The organism is Endozoicomonas euniceicola, assembly GCF_025562755.1.
In the GTDB taxonomy this organism is placed as follows: Bacteria; Pseudomonadota; Gammaproteobacteria; order Pseudomonadales; family Endozoicomonadaceae; genus Endozoicomonas_A; species Endozoicomonas_A euniceicola.
On record NZ_CP103300.1, the window covers coordinates 1,329,666 to 1,355,455 of the forward strand.

Consider the following 25,790-nt stretch of genomic DNA (forward strand, 5'->3'; position numbering starts at 1 on the left):
TCCTTTTCAGGTCAGCTCCTTACCACCAGGCTTCCATCTGGACACCGAAGGTGAAGCCGTCTTTGCTGCTACCGAATTTCTCGTTGTAGGCAACATCATCAAACTTATCATCTTTACGGAATCCGTTAAGCGCCTGCTTATCGTTCCACTTGGCATAAGTACCGAACACACGGATAGTTGGACGAGCCCAGATGCTGGAACCCGCAGACCACTGCTGAGCAATGGTAATTTTGGTCATGTTATAGGTCTTGTCAGCGTCAATACCGGAAGCGTTCTTGTCGAACTTAACGCGATCATAGCCCAGCTCAACCGCAGTGCTCATAGTCTCGTTCCAGTGGTACTGAGGACGAATACCGGCGGTGTACCAGGTACGGCCAGTGTCAGCATCGTTTTCCAGTTTATTCATCATGGCAACATAGCTCATGCTGAAGTTGGTGTTTGGCAAATCGAAAGCACCGTGATCAATAACCCGCAACAGTTTTTGTTTCTGGTCTTTGTTGAGTGGCTCAGTCTTACCTTTAGCGCCCATTCCCCAAGTACTCATAGCGTCAGTAGCATACTGAACCACAAACTTGTTAAAGCCACCAAAGAAATTAGTCTGAGTATGCTCAGCTGTCAGCATGTAGCCGTTCTTTTCCTTGTTCTTGAGCGCATCAGAGTTTTTGTTCTCAGAAGCAGTACCATAGGTCAGACCCAGCTGCAGGAAACCATCGGTGTTAACAGCGATATCGTTCAGGCGAACATCGAACATGTTGCCAACGAATTTACCATGACCAGTCTGGAAGTCAGACTCATCATTATTCTGAGTCCAGGCCAGGTTCAGCTTACCAAAACCGACATCAACATTTTCCAGACCCGCACCTGGTCCGGAAATATCGTAGTAGTAGAAGTCGATCATGTGAATATCCTGACGCTGGTAGAAGCGCTGACCTGCCCATAAGCTGGCACCAGGCATGGATTCAAACAGGTTATCACCTTTAACGTAGGCTTCACGCAGAGCCATTTCATTCCACTTATGATTGTGCATTGCTGCCCAGTCTTTATTCTGGAATGTTTTGTACGCCATACGGCTGTTGAATGAGAAGGACTTATCACCGTCTTCCCAAACCTTGCTGCCCAGACCCAGTTCCATATAGGTTTCTGCTTCGTTACCCATACGATACTTGGAGCCAGCGCCAGTAGCCTGGAATGCCCACTGGTCGCCACCGCTGCCGGTCATGCCCAGACCGGAACGGGCATAACCAGAAAATTGAACATCAGCCGCCGCAGCACCCGCTGAAAAAACGACCGCTGCAACCGCAGCCGCCAGTGGTAAAGCTTTCATAGTTTTAGCCAAACCGAATACTCCCATATGGTCCAGTATTTATCCGGCAAGTCATGATCAGCGCACAGCAAAAAATCCCCCGGCTGCCGTACTCTCACGAGATGCCTTTAATAAATGAATTACGTTATTAGCGTGTCAGCATTCTGCCAGTGAAAAGAATTGGCGCAATATGTAAAGGTTTCGAGAAGATCGATCAAAAAACAAACAACAACATCAAAACCTGTCATTAATTGACCAGCGTCAAGTAAACACAATTTACAGATACAATTTTTAACATTACTGTTACCATCCGACCCTTACTACATGCAGCAGTTAATTTATGGCACGTAAGAAATCTGAAGGTCATGCCACAATTCTTCAGGTCGCCGCCCAGGCCGAGCTTTCCATCGCTACCGTCAGCCGTGTACTGAACGGTGGAAAATATGTTTCAGAAACCACCCGCAAAAAGGTATTAGACGCTGCTAAAAAACTGGATTACCAGCCCAATTACATGGCTCGACAACTGCATGGTCAGGACGATTTCAGTATCGGCGTTATTCTGGGCCTGGACCTGGGAACCATTTCGCCCTTTGCCCTGAAAGTGTATGAAATCCTGAAAGTTCATCTCCAGCAAAAAGGTTACCGGGCCAAACGCGCTAAGTTCAGCATTGACGGTCAGCTGGAAACCAAAGCCAAAGCATTTATAGCCATCGGCATACACGAAAGCGACCCACGGTTAAAATCGATTCATGCAGAGGGCCTGCCAGTCATCTATATTGGCGAGCCAAAAGAAGATGCCTTCTGGGTGTCTTCCAACGATGAGCAGGGCGGTTTTATCGCCACCCGCCACCTGCTGGATAATGGTTGTCGCACCATCTATTTTGTTTGCCTCAACGGCGAACACCAGGTCTCCAGGTTAAGGCATGCCGGCTATCGCCGGGCGATGATTGAAGCCGGTCTGATTCCGTCAGAAATCATTGAGATTGGTAACAGCACCGGGTTGCCAGCACTGGACAGTTACCGTCGAATCCGCCCCCTGATGGAATCCGGTTTACGGCCTGATGGTTTTGTTGCCTTCTCGGATATTGTCGCCACCGGCATCTGCATGGCACTGACTGACCTCGACAAACAGGTACCTCAAGATGTGCATGTTGTGGGTTACGACGGTATCGACAATGATCGGTATCACGCCCTGACTTCAGTCAATCAGGACATTGAAGGCATCGCCGGCAAAGCCGCCAGCCTGGTGTTCGAAGCCATTCGCAATGAAGCCCCAAGAGGTGAATTTCTGGATGTTTTTCTGCGACAGGGGCATACCACAGGTGAGCCTGTACTGACTGCAAAAGCTGGCTGACGCCTAACCCAATAAAATACCCAAACCTCTGCACACCCCGGCCCGGCACTGAGAAGTACTATTTTCAGCCCTTCCCAGTGCCTGCTTTCTACAATGATGACCCAACCATCAATCTTTCTATAAAACAGGTATTGAATATGAGGTATCCGGCAGAAGGTTTGTTAAACCGAATTATAAAGGCAGGTTGTCAATGGAACCGGGTTACAGCGCTCATTGTCCGTACCGGAATCATGGTAGTTGTCAGTCTCGTAACAGCGGCAGCCTTTCCTTTGCCAACCTTTGCAGCTAACTGTACTGAGTGCGGTCATGAAGTGGATGCAAACCAACTATGCCATAACCCCTCATGCCCGGATTCAGTCATTCTCTGTATTAATCCTGTAACAAACACTCCTGCCTATCTAACACCGGCAGTAATAACTTTACAACCAGGCTTTACGTATCCGGCCTTACCCTTTGTCGGGGCGACAACCAGCGAACCGAATACGTTCGATCATGACGACAGGGAAGCCCCGCCCTGGCTTTTAAATTTAAGCCGCCAGTTAGCACGCAACGAAGACAACCGTCCGAACATTGGTGAATTATTATCACCGCACAATGTATTGCCCCCCCAGCTATCTTTCAACAGCGTAGACGAAGCAATTACTGCCCTTAACTCCCTTCTGGCAGGCAGATGCCAACATTTTGTTATCAGCTACTACTTTCCATCAGGGGTGGAAGTGCTTGAGTTTCATCTGGCCGTTGCGATTGACCGGTCAGGAACCGTTTTTGTCTTGTCGAACAGGGCACCACCATGGATTGGTAATAATCCTGCCGGGAATAGTGCTCAGCCTGAATGGCGTTATGCTACGCAAACTGACCGTAACAATATAATAATTGCGCTGGGTCTGGACAGTGGGGGCTTTATACCGGCAGAAGAAACAATGGTAGTCAACGATTTAGCGTTCATGCCACGTGAGCTAGTAAAATCTGTTGAGGGCAAACCAGCTAAAAAAAAGCTGGAAGTCATTCCTGAAGAAGATGAAAACAATTTGACTGATTAAAGCGCTTCATGTTGATAAAAAGCGGCTAAAGCTGCTTTCCAGACACTATTCCCCCCCTCACAACACCTGTTTTTTCATCAAAAACACCCGTCCATTTTTCCTTTCAGAAACGCTGTATTAATTCACACCGATTGGAAACGTTTACACATTGATTCACAAAGCCTTTCACCAGAGCATAAGCGCCGTAAAAACAATATCCAGCCCATAGCAATCTGCCTTTGATTACATAAACATAGTCGTTTAGCTATGTCGGCTCGCTAAAAAGCAGACTGTCAGGAGTCAACATGTTAAAGAAATCCCTCGCCGCAGCTATTGCGCTAACGGTTGCAGCAAGCACTGCTCATGCGTTTTCAAAAGACGAACTGACCATCTGGGTCGGTGGCGACAAAGCTCACCAGGGCATCAGCAAGGTGGGTGAGCTGTTTGAAGAAGATATGGGCATCAAAGTCCGTGTAGAAATCCCGGAAAACATCACCGACCGCTTCCAGCAGGCAGCTGCCACCGGTCAGGGTCCGGACATTCTGTTGTGGGCCCATGACCGTTATGGTGAGTGGGCTCAGTCCGGCCTGCTGGCAGAAGTTAAGCCTTCCAAATCTTTCTACGACGGCATCGTCGACCTGGGCTGGCAGGCTACCACCATCAATGGCAAGATTTATGGCTACCCGGTTGCCATGGAAGCCATTGGCCTGATCTACAACAAGGACATCATCAAAGAAGCACCAAAAACTTACGAAGAGATGTTCACCCTGCATGACGAACTGAAGAAGAAAGACAAGGAAATGGCCACCATTATGTGGGACCAGGTTCAGCCTTACTTCTCCATGCCGATGCTGGCGTCTAACGGCGGTTACGTCTTCAAGGAAACCCAGTCCGGCTACGATGTTAAAACCGTTGGCGTGAACAACAAAGGTGCCAAGAAAGGCGCGCAGATGTTCGCCAAAATGATTGAAAAAGACGTTCTGCCACGGGGCGTTGACTACGGTGTCATGGATTCCACCTTCAACAACGGCAAGGCAGCCATGATGGTTACCGGCCCATGGGCATGGTCAAACCTGGACAAGTCCGACATCAACTACGGCGTTGCGCCACTGCCGACCATTGACGGCAGCCCGGCTCGTGCGTTCGTAGGCGTCTGGGGTGCCACCATTAATAACGCCACGCCCAACAAGGATCTGGCGCAGGAATTTCTGGAAAACTACCTGCTGAGTAAAGACGGCCTGAAAACCATGAACAACGATGTGCCCCTGGGCGCGGTGGCCAACAAGGCGTTTATGGAAGAGCTGAAGTCTGATCCACGCATTGCGGCTACCTATGAAGGTGCCATGAACGGTCTGCTGATGCCAAACGTCCCGGAAATGGGCAAGTTCTGGAGCTCCATGGAAGCTGCCCTGAACAACATCGCCAATGGTCGTGAAGAAGTGAACGCCGCTCTCGATAACGCCGCTAAACGTATTGCCAACTGATTGTCTGAAACCTCTTCAGAAACCGGGGCCTGCTCCCGGTTTCTGCCTGTCCTGATCCGGAGAATAAACATGAAACAGCCACAGGGTGCCGGCGGAGTGCTGTCCGGCAATGGGCTAAAGTGGGCGCTTGTTGCTGGGATTGACATAGCGCTGTTGTATATCGTCACCATGATGTACGCACAGGGAGAGATCGCTTTTGCCCTTGTGATCCTGCTGCTGGGAAGTATCGGTACCTGGGTCTTCACCAGTGAAAAAGCCTATAACTTCCGCTACGTCTACCCCAGTCTGCTGGGGGTGATACTGTTTGTGGTATTCCCTCTGATTTATACCGTCAATATTGCCTTCACCAACTACAGCTCAACCAACCTGCTGCCGTTTGAGCGGGTTAAGCAGATTCATCTGGATAAAACCTACAGCAGTGGCGAGGAAAAGTTCGCCCTGAGCCTGTACCAGCACAACGACGCTTACCAGTTGCAACTGACCAGCAAACAAAACAACGACGAAGCTTACACGACAGAAGCCTTTTCCGTTGCTCAGTTGCCTGCTGCCATCAGCGCTAATAAGTCCACCATCGCTGAAGGCGACAAGCTGACTATGCGTGACGTGATCAAGCTGCGTGGCGATCTGAGTCAGCTGACCGTCATGTTGCCAAACCAGTCCGAACTGGTGATGACCAGCCTGCGCGAATTTGGCTCCATGGCACCTTTATTTAAAGAGGGCGACAACCAGAGTCTGATCAACAACCAGACCGGAGACGTTTATCAACCAGACCATGCAACCGGCTTCTATATGAGTCAGGATGGCGAGCGTATGGCACCCGGCTTCACGGTTTATGTTGGCTGGGATAACTTTGTCAGAGTACTCACCGATCCCGGCATTCAGGGCCCGTTCTGGAAAATCCTGGGCTGGACCGTTACCCATGCTGGCCTGACCGTGCTGTTTACCCTGATTATTGGTTTGATGCTGGCCTGTCTGGTGCAATGGGAGCCTCTGAAAGAAAGCGGCATCTATCGGGTATTGCTGATTCTTCCCTACGCGGTTCCTGCCTTTATATCCATCCTGATTTTCCGGGGTCTGTTCAACCAGAACTTTGGTGAAATCAATATGGTGCTCAACAGTCTGTTTGGCATAAGCCCTGAATGGTTCACCAATGAATACCTGGCCAAAGCCATGATCCTGATTGTGAACTGCTGGCTGGGTTACCCCTACATGATGATCCTCACCATGGGTCTGCTGAAAGCCATTCCGGAAGACCTGTACGAAGCGTCTGCCATCGACGGTGCCAACCCGCTGCACAACCTGCGCCATATCACCGTACCGATGATTATTAAACCGTTGATTCCGCTGTTGATTGCCAGCTTTGCCTTCAACTTTAACAACTTTGTACTCATCAACCTGCTGACCGGCGGTGGCCCGAACCTGATCGACGCCTCCACACCAGCGGGGGCCACGGACATTCTGGTGAGTTACACCTTCCGTATCGCCTTTGGCAGCTATGGGCAGGACTACGGCCTGGCGTCCGCCATTGCCGGTCTGATCTTTGTCATCGTTGGTGTTATCGCCTGGGCCAACCTGAAAGCCACCAGCAAACTGCAGGAGCAATAAACATGGCAATGGTGCAACCAAGAAACCTGAAATACCGTGTCTGGGCAGCCCGACTGTTTCTGATCGTGTTCCTGTGCCTGATCATGTTTCCGTTCCTGATGATCATTTCCGTATCATTCCGGTCCGGTAACTTTGCCACAGGCAGCCTGATTCCCAGTAATCCGAGTCTGGAGCACTGGGCCATGGCCCTGGGTATTCCCTGGGAAGCGGCTGACGGCACTATTATGGAGCCAACCTTTCCGGTACTGACCTGGCTGTGGAACTCCGTGAAAATCAGCGTTGTGACATCCGCGTTTATTCTGCTGCTGTCCACTACCGGCGCGTATGCCTTTGCCCGCCTGCGCTTCCGCTTCAAGCAGGGGCTGCTGCAAATGATGATGATTATGCAGATGTTCCCGGCGGTACTGGCACTGGTGGCCTTCCACGCCATCTTCGACAAACTGGGCAACTTTATCCCATGGCTGGGGCTGAATACCCATGGCGCGCTGACCATCGCTTACCTGGGCGGTGTGACCATGAACATCTGGCTGATCAAAGGTTACTTTGAAAGCATTGATAATGCCCTGGAAGAGTCCGCCGCCATTGACGGCGCAACCCCCTGGCAGGCCTTCCGCCATATTCTGCTCCCCCTGTCGGTGCCGATTCTGGCGGTGGTGTTTATCCTGGCGTTTATTGCCACGATTGGTGAATACCCGGTGGCTTCCGTACTGGTGCAGGACATGGATAAACTGACGCTGGCCGTGGGTGCCAACCAGTTCCTGAACCCGCAGAACTATCTCTGGGGTGACTTTGCCGCTTCTGCGGTACTGACCGGCCTGCCGATCACGATTATCTTTCTGACGGCACAGCGCTACCTGGTCAGCGGACTCACCGCAGGCGGCGTTAAAGGTTAAACGACACTTTACAGCGAAAAATTACAGTATGCTGGCTGGGTAAAAACAACTCTCAGCCAGCCAAAACGAGAAGATTACGGAATTCAATATCATGGCTGAACTGAAACTGTCAGGACTGGATAAAAGTTACGATGGTGGCAACTCTTACGTTCTGAAAAACATTAACCTGGATATTAACGACGGTGAGTTCGTTGCCTTTGTTGGCCCGTCCGGCTGCGGAAAATCAACCCTGCTGCGTATGATTTGTGGTCTGGAAGATATCACCGACGGTAATCTGGAAATTGACCATGAACGTGTGAACGACATGCCACCCAACGAGCGCCGTGTGGGCATGGTGTTCCAGTCTTATGCCCTGTATCCCCACATGACCGTGGCTGAAAACATGGCGTTCGGCCTGAAACTGGCGAAAGTCAGCAAGCCTGTTATCGACGAACGGGTTAAAGATGCCGCCCGCATTCTGCAACTGGAGCCTCTGCTGGATCGTAAGCCCAAAGCCATGTCCGGTGGTCAGCGTCAGCGGGTAGCCATTGGCCGTTCGATTGTTCAGGAGCCAAGGGTTTTCCTGTTCGATGAACCCCTGTCCAACCTGGACGTTGCCCTGCGGGTACAGATGCGTCAGGAACTGTCCCGCATCCACAGTCGTCTGAAAACCACTGCCGTTTATGTAACCCATGACCAGGTGGAAGCCATGACCCTGGCTGACAAGATTGTGGTGCTCAGCCCGCTGGCACAGGGCGCAGAAAGCAACCTGGAACAAGTGGGCGCACCACTGGAGCTGTTCCACCACCCGCGCAACAAGTTTGTTGCGGGCTTTATTGGCTCACCAAAGATGAACTTCTTCCGGGGTGAAATTGTGGAAGCCGGTGCAGAGAAGACCATTGTCCGCCTGGAAACCGGCGAACAGATTGTTGCCTGCAATGATACCTCTTCAGCAAAAGCCGGTGACAAAGTCACACTGGGTATTCGCCCTCAGGATGCACTGGCTGAAGCAGAAGGTGACAATATCATCACCGGCACAATCAAAGCGCTTGAGCGCCTGGGTACAGAATCTTTTGTATATCTGAATCATCCGGCGATTGAGGAAGACTTTATTTTAAGAATCGAAGACTCCCGTCGTCGGGAAGAAGGCTCTGAATTCAAAGTCGGCGTACCTGAAGAAAGCTGCCACTTGTTTAATGAAAGTGGTCTGGCATTCGCACGCACCAAAGCGCCCCATTACGATTAACTGTTAAGTTAATGATAAACACGTTAGTCATTTTGAAATTCTCACTTCGTAGGTTGGGAAGAGCGTAACTCCCAACCTACAGGCTACAACTACCTGAAATTAAGTTACCATGTCAGATCACCAGTTGATTAATCAGCTCGCCGGGCTGTGCGGTATTTCCAGTGAATACCTGGATGCCGATGGATTGCCGGTTACTATTACCCCTGAAAATAAAATCCCGCCCTTACAGGCCATGGGCTTTGATTCAGGCAGTAAGCAGTCCATTAAAAAAGCCATTGAACAGAAACTCAGCGAGAAGTGGCAGCAAACGATTCCTGCTGTTGCCGTACTGCACCAGGACAAGCCTTTTGCCATCGATATTCGCCTGTCTGAAAAAAAGCTGCCTGAACAGTTTAAAATTACCGTTACCCTGGAATACGGCGAAGTTCGTATTTTCCGGCGTGAACTGAACGACCTAACGATTATTGAAAAGGGCAAAACCGGCAAAGACCCTAAGGTCTGCCTGTCACTGCCCCTGCCTGCTGACCTGCCTCTGGGCTATCACCAGCTGGAAGTTGAAGGTATCGGTTCAACCTGTTCTTTAATCGTGGCTCCGGAAACCTGCTATGAACCGGAAGCCCTGATAAAGGGTGGAAAAATCTGGGGTTCTGGTATCCAGTTGTATTCTGTTCGCTCCAAAAACAACTGGGGCATGGGCGACTACCGGGACCTGAACGATATGGTCAGCCAGCTGGCCGATAACGGTGCTGACTTTGTAGGTCTGAACCCGGTGCATGCCCTGTACGCCGACAACCCACTGCACTGCTCACCTTATAGCCCATCCAGCCGTACTTACAGCAACGTGCTTTACATCAACCCTGAACAGGTGCCTGAGTTTAGCGAGTGTGAAGTGGCACGACAGCGCTTTGCTGAAGAAGACTTCCAAAGTCGTCTGTCCGAAGCACAACAGCAGGATTACGTTGATTATGAAACCGTCGCTTCCCTGAAGTTTGAAATACTGGAAAAGCTATACGACTTCTTCTGCAAGGTACATCTGAAACAGAACACGGATCGTGCTGCTGCATTCATTGATTACTGTAACGAGAACGGTGAGAGCCTCCGTCAGTTTGCGACGTTTGACGCACTGTTTGAACACTTCCGCAAACAAGACCCGATGAACTGGGGCTGGCCTTGCTGGCCTCAGGCTTACCAGACGCCAGACACGAAAGAAGTGAAAGCGTTTGTTAAAAAGAATGAAAAGCGAATTCGTTACTTTGAATTCCTGCAATGGCTGGCCAGTGAACAGTTTGCTGTCGCCCAGAAAACCGCTACGGACAAAGGCATGATGGTGGGCGTCTACCGCGATCTGGCCGTCGGCGTTGATCGTGGTGGCGCGGATACCTGGAGCAACCCGAGCCTGTACTGTCTGGATGCCAGCACCGGCGCGCCACCCGATGCCCTTGGGCCACAGGGTCAGAACTGGGGGCTGCCGCCGTTTAATCCGATGGTTCTGCAAGAACAGAAGTACGAGCCATTTATCCGCATGATTCGCAATAACATGCGCGACTGTGGCGCACTGCGTATTGACCATGCCATGGGGCTGTTCCGTCTGTGGTGGTGCCCGAACGGCAAGAGCGCCGCTTATGGCGCTTATGTTCACTATCCTCTGCAGGACCTGCTGGGCATTATAAAACTGGAAAGCCGTCGTCTGAATTGTCTGGTGTTTGGTGAGGACCTGGGTACCGTTCCAAAGGAAATCGAAGCAGCCCTGCCACCAGCGCGCCTCTATTCAAGCCTTAATGGTATTCACCTGCAGGAAGGCGACCGCTATCCAATGCCCGACACGTACAAACCCCGGGCCATGGCAAACCTGACCTGTCACGATACACCGCCACTGAAAGGATGGTGGGAAGAGAAGGACCTTGACGTTGCGAACGGTCTGGGCATCTTTGATGATGAGCGTACCCATAAAGAACGCATCGACCGGGAATACACCCGCAAAGCCGTTGTGAATACGCTGGCAATGATCGGTGAGCTGCCTTATGGCATTAACCCTCACGCAGAGAATAGCCCGGCCTTCAGTCGTGAGTTGATGGAGCGCTTTACCTACTATCTGGCACTGGCCAGCTCCCAGATCACCAATGTACAGCTGGAAGACTGCATGATGATCAACACGTCGGTTAATGTCCCCGGCACCAGCACCGAGTACCCGAACTGGCGTCGTCGTTTAACGGAGAACCTTGACGAGTTTTTTGCTAAAGAAGACAACCGTCGTTTCTTCCATAACATTTCCCAGTGTCGTAAGGCGTAAAAACTTACACAAAAAGAACCAGATACCCTGTGCCAAAAGTCGCGCAGGGTATCATTTTAAAAACGTCCGCAATCCAGCAATGGAATAAACGACTGTATTTTTTATAACACCCGGCCTTCCCTGGAAACCATAAAACAAATTTTCCAGCCGATATCTCCAGTACTTTTCCCACAAGAAACTATATTTGTAAAGGTTTACAACAGTCCCTGACCCAAATCCCCTTAAATCCTGTTTCTGGTCTGAGGTTCGCTCTCTGAGTCATAGCACTATCTGGCCGTTACGAGCTTTCGGTAATCTGACGGCTGTATCAGAGAATACGCTGGAAAAAGGGCGCATTATTGTCTGGAGTTTTGACAGATGATCAAACAACTTGCCAACACAGTGACTAAAACACTCGCCAGCCCAATGGCCGTTGCGGCTCTTGCCAGGAAAACTCTCACCGCCGCAACGATAGCTGTGAGCATGACAATAGGGGCGTCGACAGCCCAGGCTTTCAGTGACGATGAGCTGGTTCTGTGGGTTGGGGGCGATAAGGCATACAAGGGTATACGGGAAATAGGCAAAATCTTTGAAGAAGATACCGGCATCAAGGTCAAAGTAGAAATCCCGGAAAACCTGACCGACCGTTTCCAGCAGTCAGCGGCATCGGGCAGTGGGCCAGACATTCTGTTCTGGGCTCACGACCGCTTTGGCGAGTGGGCGCAAAGCGGCCTTTTAGCTCCGCTCAAGCCATCCTCCCCTTTTAAGCGAGAAGTCGCTGACCTTGGCTGGGATGCCGTATCGGTAAACAATAAAGTCTATGGTTACCCCATTTCAATGGAAGCCATCAGCCTGATCTACAACAAGAAAATACTGTCCGAGCCACCAAAAGCCTATGAAGAAATGTTTACCCTGGACACCCGGTTGAAAAAGGCCAACAAGGACATGACCACTATTATGTGGGATCAGGTACAACCGTATTTCACCATGCCCATGCTGGCAGCCGATGGGGGTTATGTCTTCAAGAAAACCGCAACGGGTTACGATGTCAAAAACACGGGCGTTAATAATAAAGGTGCCATGGCCGGGGCAAAGATGCTGACCGACCTGATTGATAAAAAGGTTCTGCCCAAGGGGGTTGATTACGGTGTTATGGAGTCCACTTTTAACAAGGGCAAAAGTGCCATGATGATCAGCGGCCCCTGGTCCTGGGCCAACCTGGAAAAAAGTGGTATCGATTATGGGGTCGCGCCCCTGCCCAGCATCAACGGCCAGCGTTCAAAAGCCTTTGTCGGTGTCTGGAGTGCTGCCCTGAATAACGCCAGTCCAAATAAGGCGCTGGCTAAAGAGTTTCTGGAAAACTACCTGCTGATTGACGACGGACTGCGTACGATGAATAAAGATGTGCCACTCGGTGCCGTTGCCAACAAATCCTATATGAAAGAGCTGCAAAAAGACCCTCGCATCAGCGCCACTTACGATAACGCCATGAACGGGATGATAATGCCTAACGTTCCCGAGATGGGCAAATTCTGGTCTGCCATGGAAGCTGCGTTGAAGAACATCACCAGCGGACGCCAGGGCTATAAAGAAGCACTGAATGACGCAGCCAAACGTATCGTCGACTAATCTACTGTCCAGTGAGTCTGTTCAGTCTCACTTATAAGACTACTGTCGTTGTTTTGGGCAGTCAGAACAACGACACCCCAGAGTTCAGGAGGCTTGCCGTTATGGAGGCTATCAGCTCTGCCGGAAATAAGTCCGGCAACCCTGGCAGATGGGTCGCATTGGGGCTGCTTGCCGCTATAGACCTGACCCTGCTGTATGGTGTCACCATCATGTATGCCAACGGTGAAACGGCTTTTGCCTTGCTGGTGCTACTGATTATTACCACCGGCACCTGGGTCTTTATCAGCCATAAGGGCTATTCTTACCGCTATGTTTATCCGGCGTTGCTGGGCGTTTCGGTCTTTATTGTCTTTCCCCTGCTTTATACGGTGAATGTCGCTTTCACCAATTACAGTTCAAGCAATCTTCTCCCCCTTGAGCGGGTAAAAGCCATTCACAGGGCACAAACTTACAAAACGCCCGGAGAGTCTTATAGCTTCAAAGTCTGGCAGCAGGGCGAAAACTATCAGTTGCTGTTCATCAGCAACAGAGACACCGATAAACATCTTCTTAGCACGCCCTTCGGTGAATTAACCGAGCCGACAGAAGTGACAGCCCGGCTATCGTCTGCACTGCCTGACGGCAAGGAACTGGCTTTTCGCGACACCATCAAGATTCGTCATATCCTGAAACTGATCACCATCGTTTTGCCAGACGGTGGTTCGTTATCAATGGCCAGTCTGCGAGAGTTTGGCCCTCAGGCCAGAATATACGACGAGGGCCCTAATGATACACTGATCGACAGTCGCAACGGTGGCATTCTCACCCCGGACATGACCACCGGCTACTATGTTGACAATAGCGGCGAACAGATTGGTCCGGGCTTTACGGTATTCAACGGCTGGAACAACTTTATCAGGGTTATCGCAGACCCTGGCATTCAGGGACCGTTTCTGCAGATATTTACCTGGACCCTGACTTTTTCAGCACTCAGTGTTCTGTTCACCCTGATTATTGGCCTGCTGATGGCCTGCCTTGTGCAGTGGGAACCGCTCGGGGGCAATGGCGTCTATCGCCTGCTGCTGATTCTGCCTTACGCTGTCCCTGCATTTATCTCTATCCTGATTTTCCGGGGTCTGTTTAACCAGAACTTTGGTGAGATCAACATGCTGCTGAACATGCTGTTCGGCATTCAGCCAGAGTGGTTCAGCAATGGTTTCCTTGCCAAGACAATGGTGCTGATCGTTAATACCTGGCTGGGTTATCCCTATATGATGATCCTTTGTATCGGGTTGCTGAAGTCCATTCCTGACGACCTCTATGAAGCATCGGCCATTGACGGGGCCACTCCGATACAAAACCTGTTCAAAATCACCCTTCCGCTGATCATCAAACCATTAATTCCACTGCTGATTGCCAGCTTTGCTTTCAACTTTAACAACCTGGTGCTGATCGCCCTGCTGACCGACGGCGCGCCCAATATCATTGGTGCCACCACACCAGCGGGGGCCACGGACCTTTTGGTCAGTTATACCTTCCGTATCGCCTTTGGTCAGTACGGGCAGGATTACGGTCTGGCATCAGCCATTGCCAGCTTTATCTTCCTGATGGTCGGGGTTATCGCCTGGATCAACCTCAAAGCCACAAGACGGTTCACTGGGTAAGGAAAGTAGGTAAAAAGCATGATTGTTCAACCAAGAAACCTGAAGTACCGGGTATGGGTCACAAGAGTCTTTATGATTCTTTTCCTGTGCCTGATTATGTTCCCGTTCCTGATGATTATCTCCGTCTCATTCCGGTCCGGCAACTTTGCCACGGGCGACCTGATTCCGAGCAACCCCAGTCTTGAGCACTGGTATCTGGCGTTTGGTATTCCATGGGAAAACGCGGATGGTTCCGTCACTCCCCCCCCTTTTCCGGTGCTGTTATGGTTGTGGAACTCTATTAAAGTGTCGTTTGTTTCGACCGTACTGATTCTTCTGCTATCCACCACCGGAGCCTATGCCTTTGCCCGGCTACGCTTCAAATTTAAAGAGCATATGCTGACTGCCATGATGATTCTGCAAATGTTTCCGGCGGTACTGGCACTGGTGGCGATTTACTCGCTGTTTGACAAGCTGGGAAATTATATTCCCTGGCTGGGGCTGGACAGCCTTGGGTCAGTCACTGTCGCCTACCTTGGCGGGTTGGCACTGCATATCTGGCTGATTAAAGGCTATTTCGAAACCATCGACCAATCCCTTGAAGAGGCAGCCGCCATTGACGGAGCAACGCCCTGGCAGGCATTCCGGTATGTACTCCTGCCCTTGTCCGTTCCCATACTGGCCGTCGTCTTTATTCTTGCCTTTATCACCAGCATTGCTGAATACCCTGTGGCGTCTGTACTGCTGCAAAGTATGGACAACCTGACCCTGGCCGTTGGCTCCAGACAGTATCTGAATCCCCAGAACTATCTCTGGGGTGACTTTGCGGCAGCAGCGGTGTTATCCGGCTTGCCGATATCGATCATCTTCCTGCTCTGTCAGCGCTGGATTGTTGGAGGGCTTACAGCAGGTGGTGTGAAAGGTTAAACCGTCCCTGACACAGGTAATCAGTAACCGGTAACCGTTAGCGGAAACAGACATGGCAGAAGTAAAACTTGTTAATATTTCCAAGAGCTACGATCAGGGTAAAACCTGGGTGATCAAAGACGTCAATCTTAATATAACCAATGGGCAGTTCATCGCTTTTGTGGGGCCTTCCGGCTGTGGCAAATCCACCCTGCTCAGGATGGTTTGCGGGTTAGAAGAGATCAGTGCCGGTGAAATGTTTATTGCCGGGGAGCGTGTTAATGAAATGCCACCTAATGAACGACGGGTAGGCATGGTATTCCAGTCTTACGCGCTTTACCCTCACATGAGCGTTGAAGAAAACATGGCATTCGGGCTGAAGCTGGTAAAAGCCGATAAAGCCCTGATCAACGAACGCGTACAGGAAGCCGCTAAAATTCTGCAACTGGAAGCTTTACTGGAACGCAAGCCTAAAGCCATGTCAGGTGGTCAACGACAGCGGGTTGCCATTGGCCGGTCTATTGTTCAGCACCCGCGGGTATTCCTGTTTGATGAGCCACTGTCCAATCTGGACGTTGCCCTCAGGGTGCAAATGCGGCAGGAACTGTCCCGGTTACATACCCGGCTGAAGACAACGTCCATCTATGTCACCCACGATCAGGTGGAAGCCATGACACTGGCAGACCAGATCGTGGTGCTGAGTCCCTTGCAGCCAGGCGCCAAAACCAACCTTGAGCAGGTGGGTAAGCCACTGGAGCTATACCACCATCCCGCCAACATGTTTGTGGCAGGCTTTATTGGTTCGCCTAAAATGAACTTTTTCGATGGCTTTATCGAAAAAGTCGGTAAAAAACAGACCATCATCAAACTCACCACCGGAGAAATACTCCAGGCCAATGCCAATACAGAAAAGGCGAAAGCCGGAGACCGTGTGGTTCTGGGTATTCGCCCGGAAGATGCCCTGGCAGAAACCGATGAAGGCAACGCCGTGGAAGGTAAAGTAGAGGCTCTGGAACGGCTGGGTGCTGAGTCATTTATCTATATGACCCATGACACTATTCGGGAACACTTCATTGTGCGCGTAGAAGATTCCCGCCACAGGTCAGAAGGAACCAAAATGAAAATAGAGCTTCCTGTGCATTTTTGTCATCTGTTTGATGCGGATGGCAAAGCCTTCCGTCGTACTCAAGCCCCGGAAGTCGATTAGGAAGGAGCAAATATGACCATTTCAACCCCGCCCGACCAGCCACTGGTTGAACAGCTCGCGGCCCTGAGTGGCGTCTGTGGCGATTATGACGACTGGGCCGGTCGCCCGGTCAGTGTGCCAACGAAACTGAAGATTCCCATTCTGCAGGCCATGGGTTTTGATCTCAGCGATAACGACACGACCAGGGCCGCCATTGACCACTACCAGCAACAACAGTGGGAGCACCTTGTTGCGCCGGTCAACGTCGTTCATCAGGGGCAACCGTTTACCATTGGCATGTATGTACCGGAAAACCGGTTAAGTAACTCATTTAAAGGCGAGTTCGAGCTAGAAAGCGGCCGTCGTCGTTCAATTTCCGTCAAAGCTGACGCTCTGGAAGTACTCGACAGACAATCCTTTCATGACAGAGAGCTGGTAAAACTGTCTCTGAAGCTACCGGAAGACCTGCCCACAGGCTACCACCGTCTGACATTGAAAAACCGGAACCTGGAAGCCATCAGCCTGATTATTGTGGCACCCACTGCCTGCTATGAACCTGAATCGTTGCAGCAGGGGCATAAAATCTGGGGTTCTGCGATACAGCTTTATACCCTGCGTACTGATCACGACTGGGGAATAGGCGACTTCAGTAGTCTGAAACAACTGGCGGAGAAGCTGGCGGATCAGGGGGCTCATATTGTCGGGCTTAATCCGATCCATTCGCTGTACCCTGCCGACCCCTTACACGCCAGCCCCTACAGTCCTTCAAGCCGGAACTTTATCAACCCGCTGTATCTGGACGTAACGGCTATTCCTGAATTCGCTGATTCCACTGACGCTCAGACTCTGGTTAATGACTCTGATTTCCAGAGGGCGATTACCAGTGTCCGCAGGGCGGAATACGTGGATTATGAACAGGTTGCCGCGTTGAAATTCAAAGTGCTGACACTGCTCTATAAAGAGTTTCAGCACAACCATATCAAAACCGGATCACCACGGGGCAAAGCCTTCCTGAACTTCTGCGATATTCGCGGTGCCAGCCTTGACCGGCATGCCACCTATGAAGCCCTTTACGCATACTTCAAACAGCTGGATATTATGAACTGGGGCTGGCCCAGCTGGCCCGATGACTACCAGATGCCAGACTCAGAGGCTGTCAAAACGTTCAGTGAACAGAGCAGGGATGCCATTGACTATTACAAATATCTGCAATGGCTGTCTGAAATACAGCTGGCAGATGCCCAGAAATCCGCTCTCGACGCTGGCATGCAGGTGGGCATTTACCGGGACCTGGCGGTGGGCGTTGACCGGGGTGGTGCCGATGTCTGGAGCAATCGCACTGTTTATTGTCTCGATGCCAGTGTCGGAGCACCACCCGATGGTGTCGCGCCCCAGGGGCAAAACTGGGGACTGCCGCCGTTTAATCCGGTCACCCTGAAGCAACAGCATTACGCCCCCTTTATTGAAATGGTGCGATCTAACATGAGCCATTGCGGCGCGCTGCGCATTGACCATGTGATGGGGCTATTACGTCTCTGGTGGTGTCCTAAAGATAAGACCGCAGACTTTGGTGTTTACACGTATTACCCTCTGAATGATCTGCTGGGCATCATTAAACTGGAAAGTCAGCGTCGTGAATGCCTGGTATTCGGTGAAGACCTCGGCACGGTACCGCCGGAAATTGAAGCCAGCCTGCCGCCAGCCAGATGCTATTCCAATGAAGTGGTGCTGTTCTCCTGTGAAGGGGATCGCTTTCTGTCACCCGGAGAGTTCAAGCCGATGGCTCTGACCTGTATTTCCAATCACGATATCCCTACGCTCAAGGCGTGGTGGAATTGCATTGATCTGGATTTACGACACGAGCTGGATATTTATAATGCTGAAAAAACCAAAGCGGAAAAGCAGGCAAGGCATCAGGATAAAATGGCGTTGATCCATACCCTGATTGATATTAATGAACGTCCCTGGGGTATGAATCCGGATCATATATCGACACTGGGTTACACCAGAGACGTAATGGAAAAGCTGCACTACTATCTGGCTAAGACCACATCCAGAATAGTGGTATTGCAACTGGAAGATGTCTTGCAGATTCAATCACCGGTCAATATTCCCGGCACCAGCTTCGAGTACCCGAACTGGCAAAGAAAGTTGACCGAAACCCTGGAAAGCCTGTTTGCCGATGAAAGCAATCAGGCGCTGTTCAAAAATATCTGCAATATTCGTCAGGCCTGAAACGGAAAAATCGTCGTTCCCGCGAAGATGGGAACGACGGCTCCCCTATCGATCAAATAAGCGATCTACATCCGCTTGCAACGCCTTCACTTCATCCAGCATTTGCAGTGCGGCAGAACCCTTACCCTGTTTTAAATAATCGCTCATGCGTTCTTTATATAACTGCCGGGCTTTATCGGCAAAGCTACCACCAGCGTTTTTTCCAACACTTTGAATCACGGCCTTGGATTTACCGTAATTATTCAGAAAATAATGCTCTGCATCCGCCGTAACAGATTTCAACTCAGCCCGCCGGTCAAGCGCGGCAGTAACATTGCCCTGATCCAGGGCGCTTTTCACCCCGTTCAGATAATGGTTACGTATTTCCCGGGTATGTTCATCCAGCGTCAGGCTGGCAGGCTCAGCAAACTGGCGGGTAGCCTGTGCCGCACTGGCCTGATGATCCGTAACAGCCGGTACAATAGCAGGATTAACGGCTACCAGCCCGTCGCTTTTCATGGCAATGGTCAGATGCCCGGTATTCCCGTGCCGGGCCACCGGATCAGGGCCGGGGTTCGGCACCACTCCACGAGCCTTGGCGTACTCTTTCTCTTCACTGGTCAGGGTAGTCGTACCTTCCCTAAGGTCATCTGTCGTATAAATTAACAGGCATGAAGGTTTGTCCGCGACCGAGCCACGGTTATCGATGGTAAATGATGTGCCTACACCTTCTTCTGACGTAAAGCCCGGCATTTTGTAGCTAACATGGTGCGGGTCGACCTTGCTGGTCATTACATTGTCTTTATTCAGCAAGGCTATCTCAGGATAAAACAACTCATTATCCCCTGAACCGGCGGTACTCAGCCCTGAATGACGGACAACAAAACTGTCTATAGCTATTTTGTGTAAGCCCTGCCCGGGTATTTTATAGGCCAGCACCGGAGTCAGGCCTGAAGGCAGTTGCAAGCGGGCAGTCTGCTCATTAATGACAACTCTGGCTGTATCTTTGCCCGGCGTCAACGGCAGGGGCTGACAGGTAATATCGGCAATAGAATGAAATATCTTGCCCTGGTTGGCATCAGGCACGCTGACAAGCTTGTCAGTCTGAAACGTGGAACATCCATACCCTGTTGCCACAAGAACCAGTGCCGCTGCTTTTATCGCAGGCTGCCAAATTTTCTTATGCCTGTCGTTTATTGACAGATGACTCTTTGTTTTCAGGAAGCTACTTTTCAGGAAGCTAGTCAAGAGACTATGCACTGCTTTCATAATCGAACCTTGTTACACCCCATAAAATACAGGGCACAGGTTATCAATGTGGTGAGCCTATTGCCAGAAGCCAGCAAAAACATAACGTTAAAAGCTGAAACAAAGATAAACAAAAAAGACTTTCCACTGGTTTGCTGAGCATTAAACCCTGAACTACTTTGGTATGAGGTGAAAATAAATATTCACCTTTAAAACAGAAAAGCCTTCACTATGGTTCCGGAATCTACTGTACAACGGAGAGTTCGTCATTCAGAGATGTTCTTATTTTTAAAAAAAAACACTAATAGAAATTTTTATAACAGACAACAGTTGCAGTTAATCTGTTGGCTGTAGCCAATACTTAAGGTCTCTGTATAGCTCCACAACTCCAGATAGTTTCCGGATGGTTTAAACACACACAAGGTGTTTTGTCATGACTCAGGAACAATCCTCGCTGGCCGGCGCTCTGCGTTCTGGACTCTGTAGCCTGGGAGTCGTTTCGCTAGCCGCAATTTCTGGCCCTCACGCTCTTGCAGAAATGATGGATGAGGAATTTGGTTCAGCCGCCGAGAGGATGAACCTTAATTATTATGGATATGCCCGATCCGGTATTGGCAGCTCGGCAAAAGGGGGCAAGCAGGCTTGCTTTCAGGCCGCAGGGGCTCCCTTCAAGCACCGGCTGGGTAATGAGTGCGAAACCTACACAGAACAGGGTTTGCAGGCTACACTGGCAACCGATAACGGCACAGTGTTCCAATTAAATACCCGGCTTTCCTATAAAGTCGATCAACAAAAAGACTCGGAAAACCCGAGCAAGGACGATAATGATTTTGCCCTCAGGGAAATCAATATAATCGCTGAAAATGTTTTCCCGGCCTTACCCAGTGCCAAACTCTGGGCAGGAAAACGCTATTATCGACGCCACGACGTGCATCAGCTTGACTGGTTCTACTGGAATGTTTCGGGCCCGGGTGCGGGTATTGAAGACATCAACGCAGGCTTTGGTAAATTTCATCTGGCCTGGATCCGGAATGAAACTGACGTCATTTTTGCCAGTGACTACAGGCCACCCGACCCAACGAAAGGCGATGAAGGTGGTTTCACCTACAAAGAGAAAAAGATTGCCACCAATATTCTTGACTTCAGACTCACTGATCTGAAACTTACAAACAGCCTGAGCCTGCAACTGGGCCTTAACTACGGCAAAGGCTCTCCGGGTGACAAAGTGCCTAACAAAAAAGACTATGACAAGGACGGTTTCATGGGGACAGCGCAGTTGACTTACGCTTTCCCTGTTGGCGGGTATAATAACTTTGTCGTGCAATACGCGACCGATGCAATGACAGGACCAGGACTGGGGGAAGACGGCAGAACCTCCCAGACATCCAAGTGGTTCGATGGCAGTAAAATGACCCGGGTTATCGATTTTGGTCAAATACCCATTATGGACCGTCTGGATGTGACCTATGTCATTGGCTGGACCCAAATGGACTATTCCAAAGATATTGAAAGAACGGCCCTGGCACCTGACAAATTAACCTGGATCACTGTCGGTATACGCCCTCAATGGAAATGGAGCGAATTGACCAGCACCGTTCTGGATTTAGGTTGGGATGAAGTCAAAAACGGTGCAGAGTTCGTTGTTCGGGAAAACATGCCCGGAGCTCCTTACAAAAAAGAATTCGCCGACTCTAAACTCTATAAAGTCACCCTGGCGCAACAATTCCACCCACGTTTCGGAGCTATGGTGAGACCCGTTATCAGGGTCTTCGTCACCTACGCTAACTGGGATGAAATGAAGTGTCCTGCTAACGTTGTGCCTGGAAGCTGCAACCCCAGTACAGCCGGAGTTGGTGGTGACAGAAAGCTGATCGCAGAAAACTTTGGCAAGGCAACGGACGGCATAACCTTTGGTGTACAGATGGAAGCCTGGTGGTAAAAAGACAGACTACACACAACACTCTAATCATTTAATTCAGGGTGGATTTATCCGCCCTTTTTTCTGTCTGTTTTTTAACCAATCATTCAAACCAGTTATGCCACCGGCATCAGAAAAAGTTGCCACAAAGTTATACCCCAGGTTATCCACAGACTTTGGGGATAACTGCAAATAGTTCTCTGCCTCAACAGAGGCACCAGTCAACTGCCTTAGTGCATATTCCGGCCTCCCGCCCGGGCGGTTCTGAGGTATAGATTTAAGGGGACTGGAGCCTTAGCTATCCGCTATTGGTTAATGGCTGCGTTAATGCCCGGACAATGTTTGTAAATAAGGCAGAGGGGAGAGATGAGGTTGTTGGAGATGAGGTTGTTGGAGATGAGGTTGTTGGAGATGAGGTTGTTGGAGATGAGGTTGTTGGAGATGAGGTTGTTGGAGATGAGGTTGTTGAGGGTGAGCTTGTTGGAGACGAGCTTGTTGGAGACGAGCTTGTTGGGGATGAGCTTGTTGGGGATGTTGGGGATGAGCTTGTTGGGGATGAGCTTGTTGGTGGCGAAGTTCTCGGTGGCGAAGTTGTTGGGCAATCTGAGGATTAGCGAAAAAATGCATTGCTGTTGGGGTGCTAAAAAAAACAGTCATTGGGTAGGAGGGACTGAGCCCGGGAATATGCAGAACAGCTAAATTTATACCAACGCTGCTCTGAAGCGGTATAGGTACGTTGTAGAAAAAAATGCTGGTATCACCCTCGGGATTAAGACTCCAGAAATAGTGACCTCTTTGATCCACATACTGACTTAAAAAAAATCTTATTCCATTCATGCTCTTACACGGATAGGTGACAATCATTTGATCACAAAAAGCACGTAAAGACAGGCCAGAGAAAACAATCCAGAAAATAAAAATGAATGGTTTCTTCATGTTTTAGTAGCTCTTCAGGAATTATGGAAAGCATGATTGTAGTAAAGAAACACTTTAGCCACACAGAATGAGCGCTGAATGACTATGTAACAAATAAAATTTATTGGTAGCCTGGCCACAAATAGCGCTCAACAGGAGTTGGTATTATAATTCGCACCTTTTCTACTAAATGTTGAGCCCATATGAGCACCACCCTTGATGAACGCTTTGGCGGCATCCGCCGCCTCTATGGCATGGATGCTGAAGAAAAACTGGGACAATCCCACGTTTGTGTCATTGGCATTGGTGGGGTCGGTTCCTGGGCAGCAGAAGCACTGGCCAGAACGGCTGTGGGTAAAATCACTCTGATTGACCTGGACGATATCTGCATAACCAACATTAACCGTCAGCTGCATGCTACAACAGGCACCATTGGTCAGTCTAAATGCGAGGTGATGCAGGCGAGAATCAAGGCAATTAACCCGAACTGCGACTGCCAGATCATTGAAGACTTTATTACGCCAGAGAACATCGCCGAGCTGATCACCAGTGAGTTTGATTATGTTCTTGATGCCATTGACAGCTTCCGGGTCAAAGCCGCCCTGATTAATCACTGCAAGCGCAATAAAATACCCATTATTACCACGGGTGGAGCAGGCGGTCAGACCGATCCGACCCAGATCCAGATTACCGACCTAGCCAAAACCTGGCACGATCCCCTGGCACGTAAGGTCAAAACTCACTTAAGGGACTTTCATGGCTTCAGCAAAAACATCAAACGTAAGTTCGGTGTTGATTGTGTTTTCTCCAGTGAGCAGGCGGTTTATCCACACCCTGACGGTAGCATCTGTCAACAAAAACCCCACGACCTGGGTTCTACCAAAATGGACTGCGCCGGAGGCTTTGGTGCATCGACGGTTGTAACGGCGACGTTTGGCTTTGCAGCTGTCTCCCGAATTATCAAAAAACTCACAGCCTGAAGGGCTGTTGGCTGTTGGCTGTTGGCGGCTAGCTGTTAGCTGCTGGCTGTTCATACAACCAAAAGCTAACAGCTAAAAGCCAAAAGTGGACAGCGGTCTTTAATGATAGCGATGCGCCTGTGACAGAATCTCGGCAACAATAGCCCTGAGCCCGTTGCCCCTGGATGGGCTTAAGTGAGTCAATAACCCTAACTGTTCAAAATATCCATCCATATCAAAACGACTTATGTCGTCAGGTTGCCGACCATTGATTTTTGCCAGAACCAGCGCAATTAAACCGCGAATCACCCTGGCATCGGAGTCGGCTGCAAAATACAGCTGCATGGTTTCCTGATCGTAATAATAATGAATCCACACGGTGCTTTCACAACCATGCAGCCTGGCGCCTTCGGTTTTCCAGCTATCAGGCAGCGAGGGCATGCGCTTGCCCAACAGCATAATCTGGCGGTATTTTTCCTGCCAGTTATGGCTGTCCATCAGGCTGGACGGTACAGGCTGGTCACTGAACGCTTTTATGGTCTGATACAATACTGGTAGTCCGGAGCGTTGAGCAGGCAGCCCCTGAAACTCCTCGTCAGTATGATCTTCAGATGTCACCAGTAATCTCATTGCTGACAAAAAACGATCAACATCTTCTTCAGTGTTATAGAACGAAAATGACACACGGACGGTTCCCGACAGGTTAAGCCGTTCCATCAGCGGCATAGTACAGTGATGACCGGTCCGCACGGCTATTCCCTGCTGGTCCAGCAGCAAGCCAATATCCTGATTGTGCAATGTGTCGCAAATAAACGACACTACTGATACTTTTTCAGACGCCTGACCAATCAGCCGGATACCCGGTATGGCACGCAAACCCGCTTCTGCTTTTTGCCTTAATGACTGCTCATGTTCAGCCAGTTGAGACATATTGAACGATTGTAAAAAATCCAGCGCGGCAGCCATGCCGATAACACCAGCGACATTCGGCGTACCCGCCTCAAACTTGAACGGCAAGGTATTAAAGCGAGTACCTGTAAAGCTGACCCGCTCAATCATCTCTCCACCCGCCTGCCAGGGCGGCATGGCTTCGAGCAGAGCTTTACGGCCGTAAAGAACGCCTATTCCGGTCGGCCCAAACACTTTGTGTCCGGAAAAGACATAAAAGTCACAACCCAGCTTTTGTACGTCAACCGTCTGGTGTGCCACCATCTGGGAACCATCGACCAGAACCAGTGCTCCCAGCTTATGAGCAGCGGCCATTATTTCAGCCATTGGCGTGATAGTACCAATGGCATTAGAGGCGTGGGTGACACAGACAATTCGTGTTTTGTCAGACAGCTGCCTTGTAAAACTGTCCATACACAGCTCACCATCCGGTCTGATATCCACCACTTTGATGACAGCCCCTGTTGCTTCCGCCACCAGCTGCCAGGGAACAATATTGGCATGGTGTTCCAGACAGGTCAGCAGAACTTCATCCCCGGCCTGTAAATTTGCCCTGCCCCAGCTATTGGCTACCAGATTAATGGCTTCCGTTGCCCCCCGGGTCCAGATAATTTCATCAGAAGAAGAAGCATTCAGGAACTGCTGCACCTGTTCTCTTGCCACTTCGAACGCTTTGGTTGACTTGGCACTAAGGTAATGAGAGGCACGGTGCACATTGGCGTTCTGTTCCCGATAGTAGCCATTGATCGCCTCGATGACTGATTCAGGCTTTTGCGTCGTTGCGGCATTATCCAGATAAACCAGTGGAGAGCCATGAGCCCGCTGGCTGAGAATCGGGAATTGCTGGCGCGTTAGTTCCGGATTAAAGGGTTCCGAATCGAACTGAGCCTTATGTGAAGACAGCGTCTTCTTCATGGTGTGGTTACTTTTATCACTGCTTAAGGATCGGCAGTTTACTGTATGTTGAGATACAAAGTCAGTTTGATCTTAGTGTAAATAGAGGCAAGACCTTATTCAGGCAAACTCCGATTCAGCGGATAATCCGCCTATTTATACTGCGACAGGAACCTGTCGCCCAGTGATTGCGGACTAT

General features: G+C 50.2%; 18 protein-coding genes. 15 read left to right on the forward strand and 3 right to left on the reverse strand.

The window, feature by feature from the left end:
- Positions 1-19: 19 nt before the first annotated feature.
- A complete protein-coding gene (lamB, locus tag NX720_RS05165) occupies positions 20-1,324 on the reverse strand; it encodes a maltoporin (RefSeq protein ID WP_262599850.1) in 1,305 nt (434 codons plus the stop codon).
- 319 nt (positions 1,325-1,643) lie between these two features.
- Between lamB (NX720_RS05165) and NX720_RS05170 the strand changes: the two genes are divergently transcribed.
- The 12 genes from NX720_RS05170 (at position 1,644) to malQ (NX720_RS05225) (ending at position 18,730) form a co-directional block, all read left to right on the forward strand.
- Positions 1,644-2,657 carry a LacI family DNA-binding transcriptional regulator gene (locus tag NX720_RS05170; RefSeq protein ID WP_262599851.1) on the forward strand — a complete coding sequence of 338 codons (1,014 nt, stop codon included), beginning with the start codon at positions 1,644-1,646 and terminating at the stop codon, positions 2,655-2,657.
- Between the two features lie 137 nt (positions 2,658-2,794).
- The gene (locus tag NX720_RS05175) at positions 2,795-3,697 is read left to right on the forward strand and encodes a hypothetical protein (protein WP_262599852.1); all 903 of its coding nucleotides are present in this window, start codon (positions 2,795-2,797) and stop codon (positions 3,695-3,697) included.
- Positions 3,698-3,981: 284 nt separating this feature from the next.
- Positions 3,982-5,160: a maltose/maltodextrin ABC transporter substrate-binding protein MalE gene (gene malE, locus NX720_RS05180; RefSeq protein ID WP_262599854.1), complete on the forward strand. Its 1,179-nt coding sequence runs from the start codon at positions 3,982-3,984 to the stop codon at positions 5,158-5,160.
- Between the two features lie 69 nt (positions 5,161-5,229).
- Positions 5,230-6,765 carry a maltose ABC transporter permease MalF gene (gene malF, locus NX720_RS05185; protein WP_262599855.1) on the forward strand — a complete coding sequence of 512 codons (1,536 nt, stop codon included), beginning with the start codon at positions 5,230-5,232 and terminating at the stop codon, positions 6,763-6,765.
- Positions 6,766-6,767: 2 nt separating this feature from the next.
- Positions 6,768-7,658 (forward strand): maltose ABC transporter permease MalG, encoded by an 891-nt coding sequence (gene malG, locus NX720_RS05190; protein ID WP_262563938.1) that lies wholly within the window; start codon positions 6,768-6,770, stop codon positions 7,656-7,658.
- Between the two features lie 91 nt (positions 7,659-7,749).
- On the forward strand, positions 7,750-8,883 hold the full coding sequence (locus NX720_RS05195) for an ABC transporter ATP-binding protein (RefSeq protein WP_262599856.1): 1,134 nt from the start codon (positions 7,750-7,752) through the stop codon (positions 8,881-8,883).
- A gap of 109 nt (positions 8,884-8,992) precedes the next feature.
- On the forward strand, positions 8,993-11,173 hold the full coding sequence (malQ, locus tag NX720_RS05200; protein ID WP_262599858.1) for a 4-alpha-glucanotransferase: 2,181 nt from the start codon (positions 8,993-8,995) through the stop codon (positions 11,171-11,173).
- 357 nt (positions 11,174-11,530) lie between these two features.
- A complete protein-coding gene (gene malE / locus NX720_RS05205; RefSeq protein ID WP_262599860.1) occupies positions 11,531-12,781 on the forward strand; it encodes a maltose/maltodextrin ABC transporter substrate-binding protein MalE in 1,251 nt (416 codons plus the stop codon).
- A gap of 101 nt (positions 12,782-12,882) precedes the next feature.
- Positions 12,883-14,424, forward strand: coding sequence for a maltose ABC transporter permease MalF (gene malF / locus NX720_RS05210; protein WP_262599862.1), 1,542 nt, complete (start codon positions 12,883-12,885; stop codon positions 14,422-14,424).
- 18 nt (positions 14,425-14,442) lie between these two features.
- Positions 14,443-15,330 (forward strand): maltose ABC transporter permease MalG, encoded by an 888-nt coding sequence (gene malG / locus NX720_RS05215; RefSeq protein ID WP_262599863.1) that lies wholly within the window; start codon positions 14,443-14,445, stop codon positions 15,328-15,330.
- A gap of 52 nt (positions 15,331-15,382) precedes the next feature.
- A complete protein-coding gene (locus tag NX720_RS05220) occupies positions 15,383-16,516 on the forward strand; it encodes an ABC transporter ATP-binding protein (RefSeq protein WP_262599865.1) in 1,134 nt (377 codons plus the stop codon).
- A gap of 12 nt (positions 16,517-16,528) precedes the next feature.
- On the forward strand, positions 16,529-18,730 hold the full coding sequence (malQ, locus tag NX720_RS05225) for a 4-alpha-glucanotransferase (RefSeq protein ID WP_262599867.1): 2,202 nt from the start codon (positions 16,529-16,531) through the stop codon (positions 18,728-18,730).
- A 45-nt stretch (positions 18,731-18,775) separates the two neighbouring features.
- Here malQ (NX720_RS05225) and NX720_RS05230 read toward each other — a convergent pair whose 3' ends face one another.
- Positions 18,776-19,978: a MalM family protein gene (locus NX720_RS05230; RefSeq protein WP_262599869.1), complete on the reverse strand. Its 1,203-nt coding sequence runs from the start codon at positions 19,976-19,978 to the stop codon at positions 18,776-18,778.
- 412 nt (positions 19,979-20,390) lie between these two features.
- On the opposite strand from NX720_RS05230, the gene lamB (NX720_RS05235) reads away from it, so the two are divergent.
- The 3 genes from lamB (NX720_RS05235) (at position 20,391) to tcdA (ending at position 23,770) form a co-directional block, all read left to right on the forward strand.
- Entirely contained in the window at positions 20,391-21,896 is a 1,506-nt protein-coding gene (lamB, locus tag NX720_RS05235; RefSeq protein ID WP_262599870.1) for a maltoporin, read from the forward strand.
- Positions 21,897-22,213: 317 nt separating this feature from the next.
- Entirely contained in the window at positions 22,214-22,489 is a 276-nt protein-coding gene (locus NX720_RS05240; protein ID WP_262599871.1) for a hypothetical protein, read from the forward strand.
- A gap of 504 nt (positions 22,490-22,993) precedes the next feature.
- Positions 22,994-23,770: a tRNA cyclic N6-threonylcarbamoyladenosine(37) synthase TcdA gene (gene tcdA / locus NX720_RS05245; RefSeq protein WP_262599872.1), complete on the forward strand. Its 777-nt coding sequence runs from the start codon at positions 22,994-22,996 to the stop codon at positions 23,768-23,770.
- Between the two features lie 99 nt (positions 23,771-23,869).
- Here tcdA and NX720_RS05250 read toward each other — a convergent pair whose 3' ends face one another.
- On the reverse strand, positions 23,870-25,612 hold the full coding sequence (locus tag NX720_RS05250) for a SufS family cysteine desulfurase (RefSeq protein WP_262599873.1): 1,743 nt from the start codon (positions 25,610-25,612) through the stop codon (positions 23,870-23,872).
- Positions 25,613-25,790 lie beyond the last annotated feature (178 nt).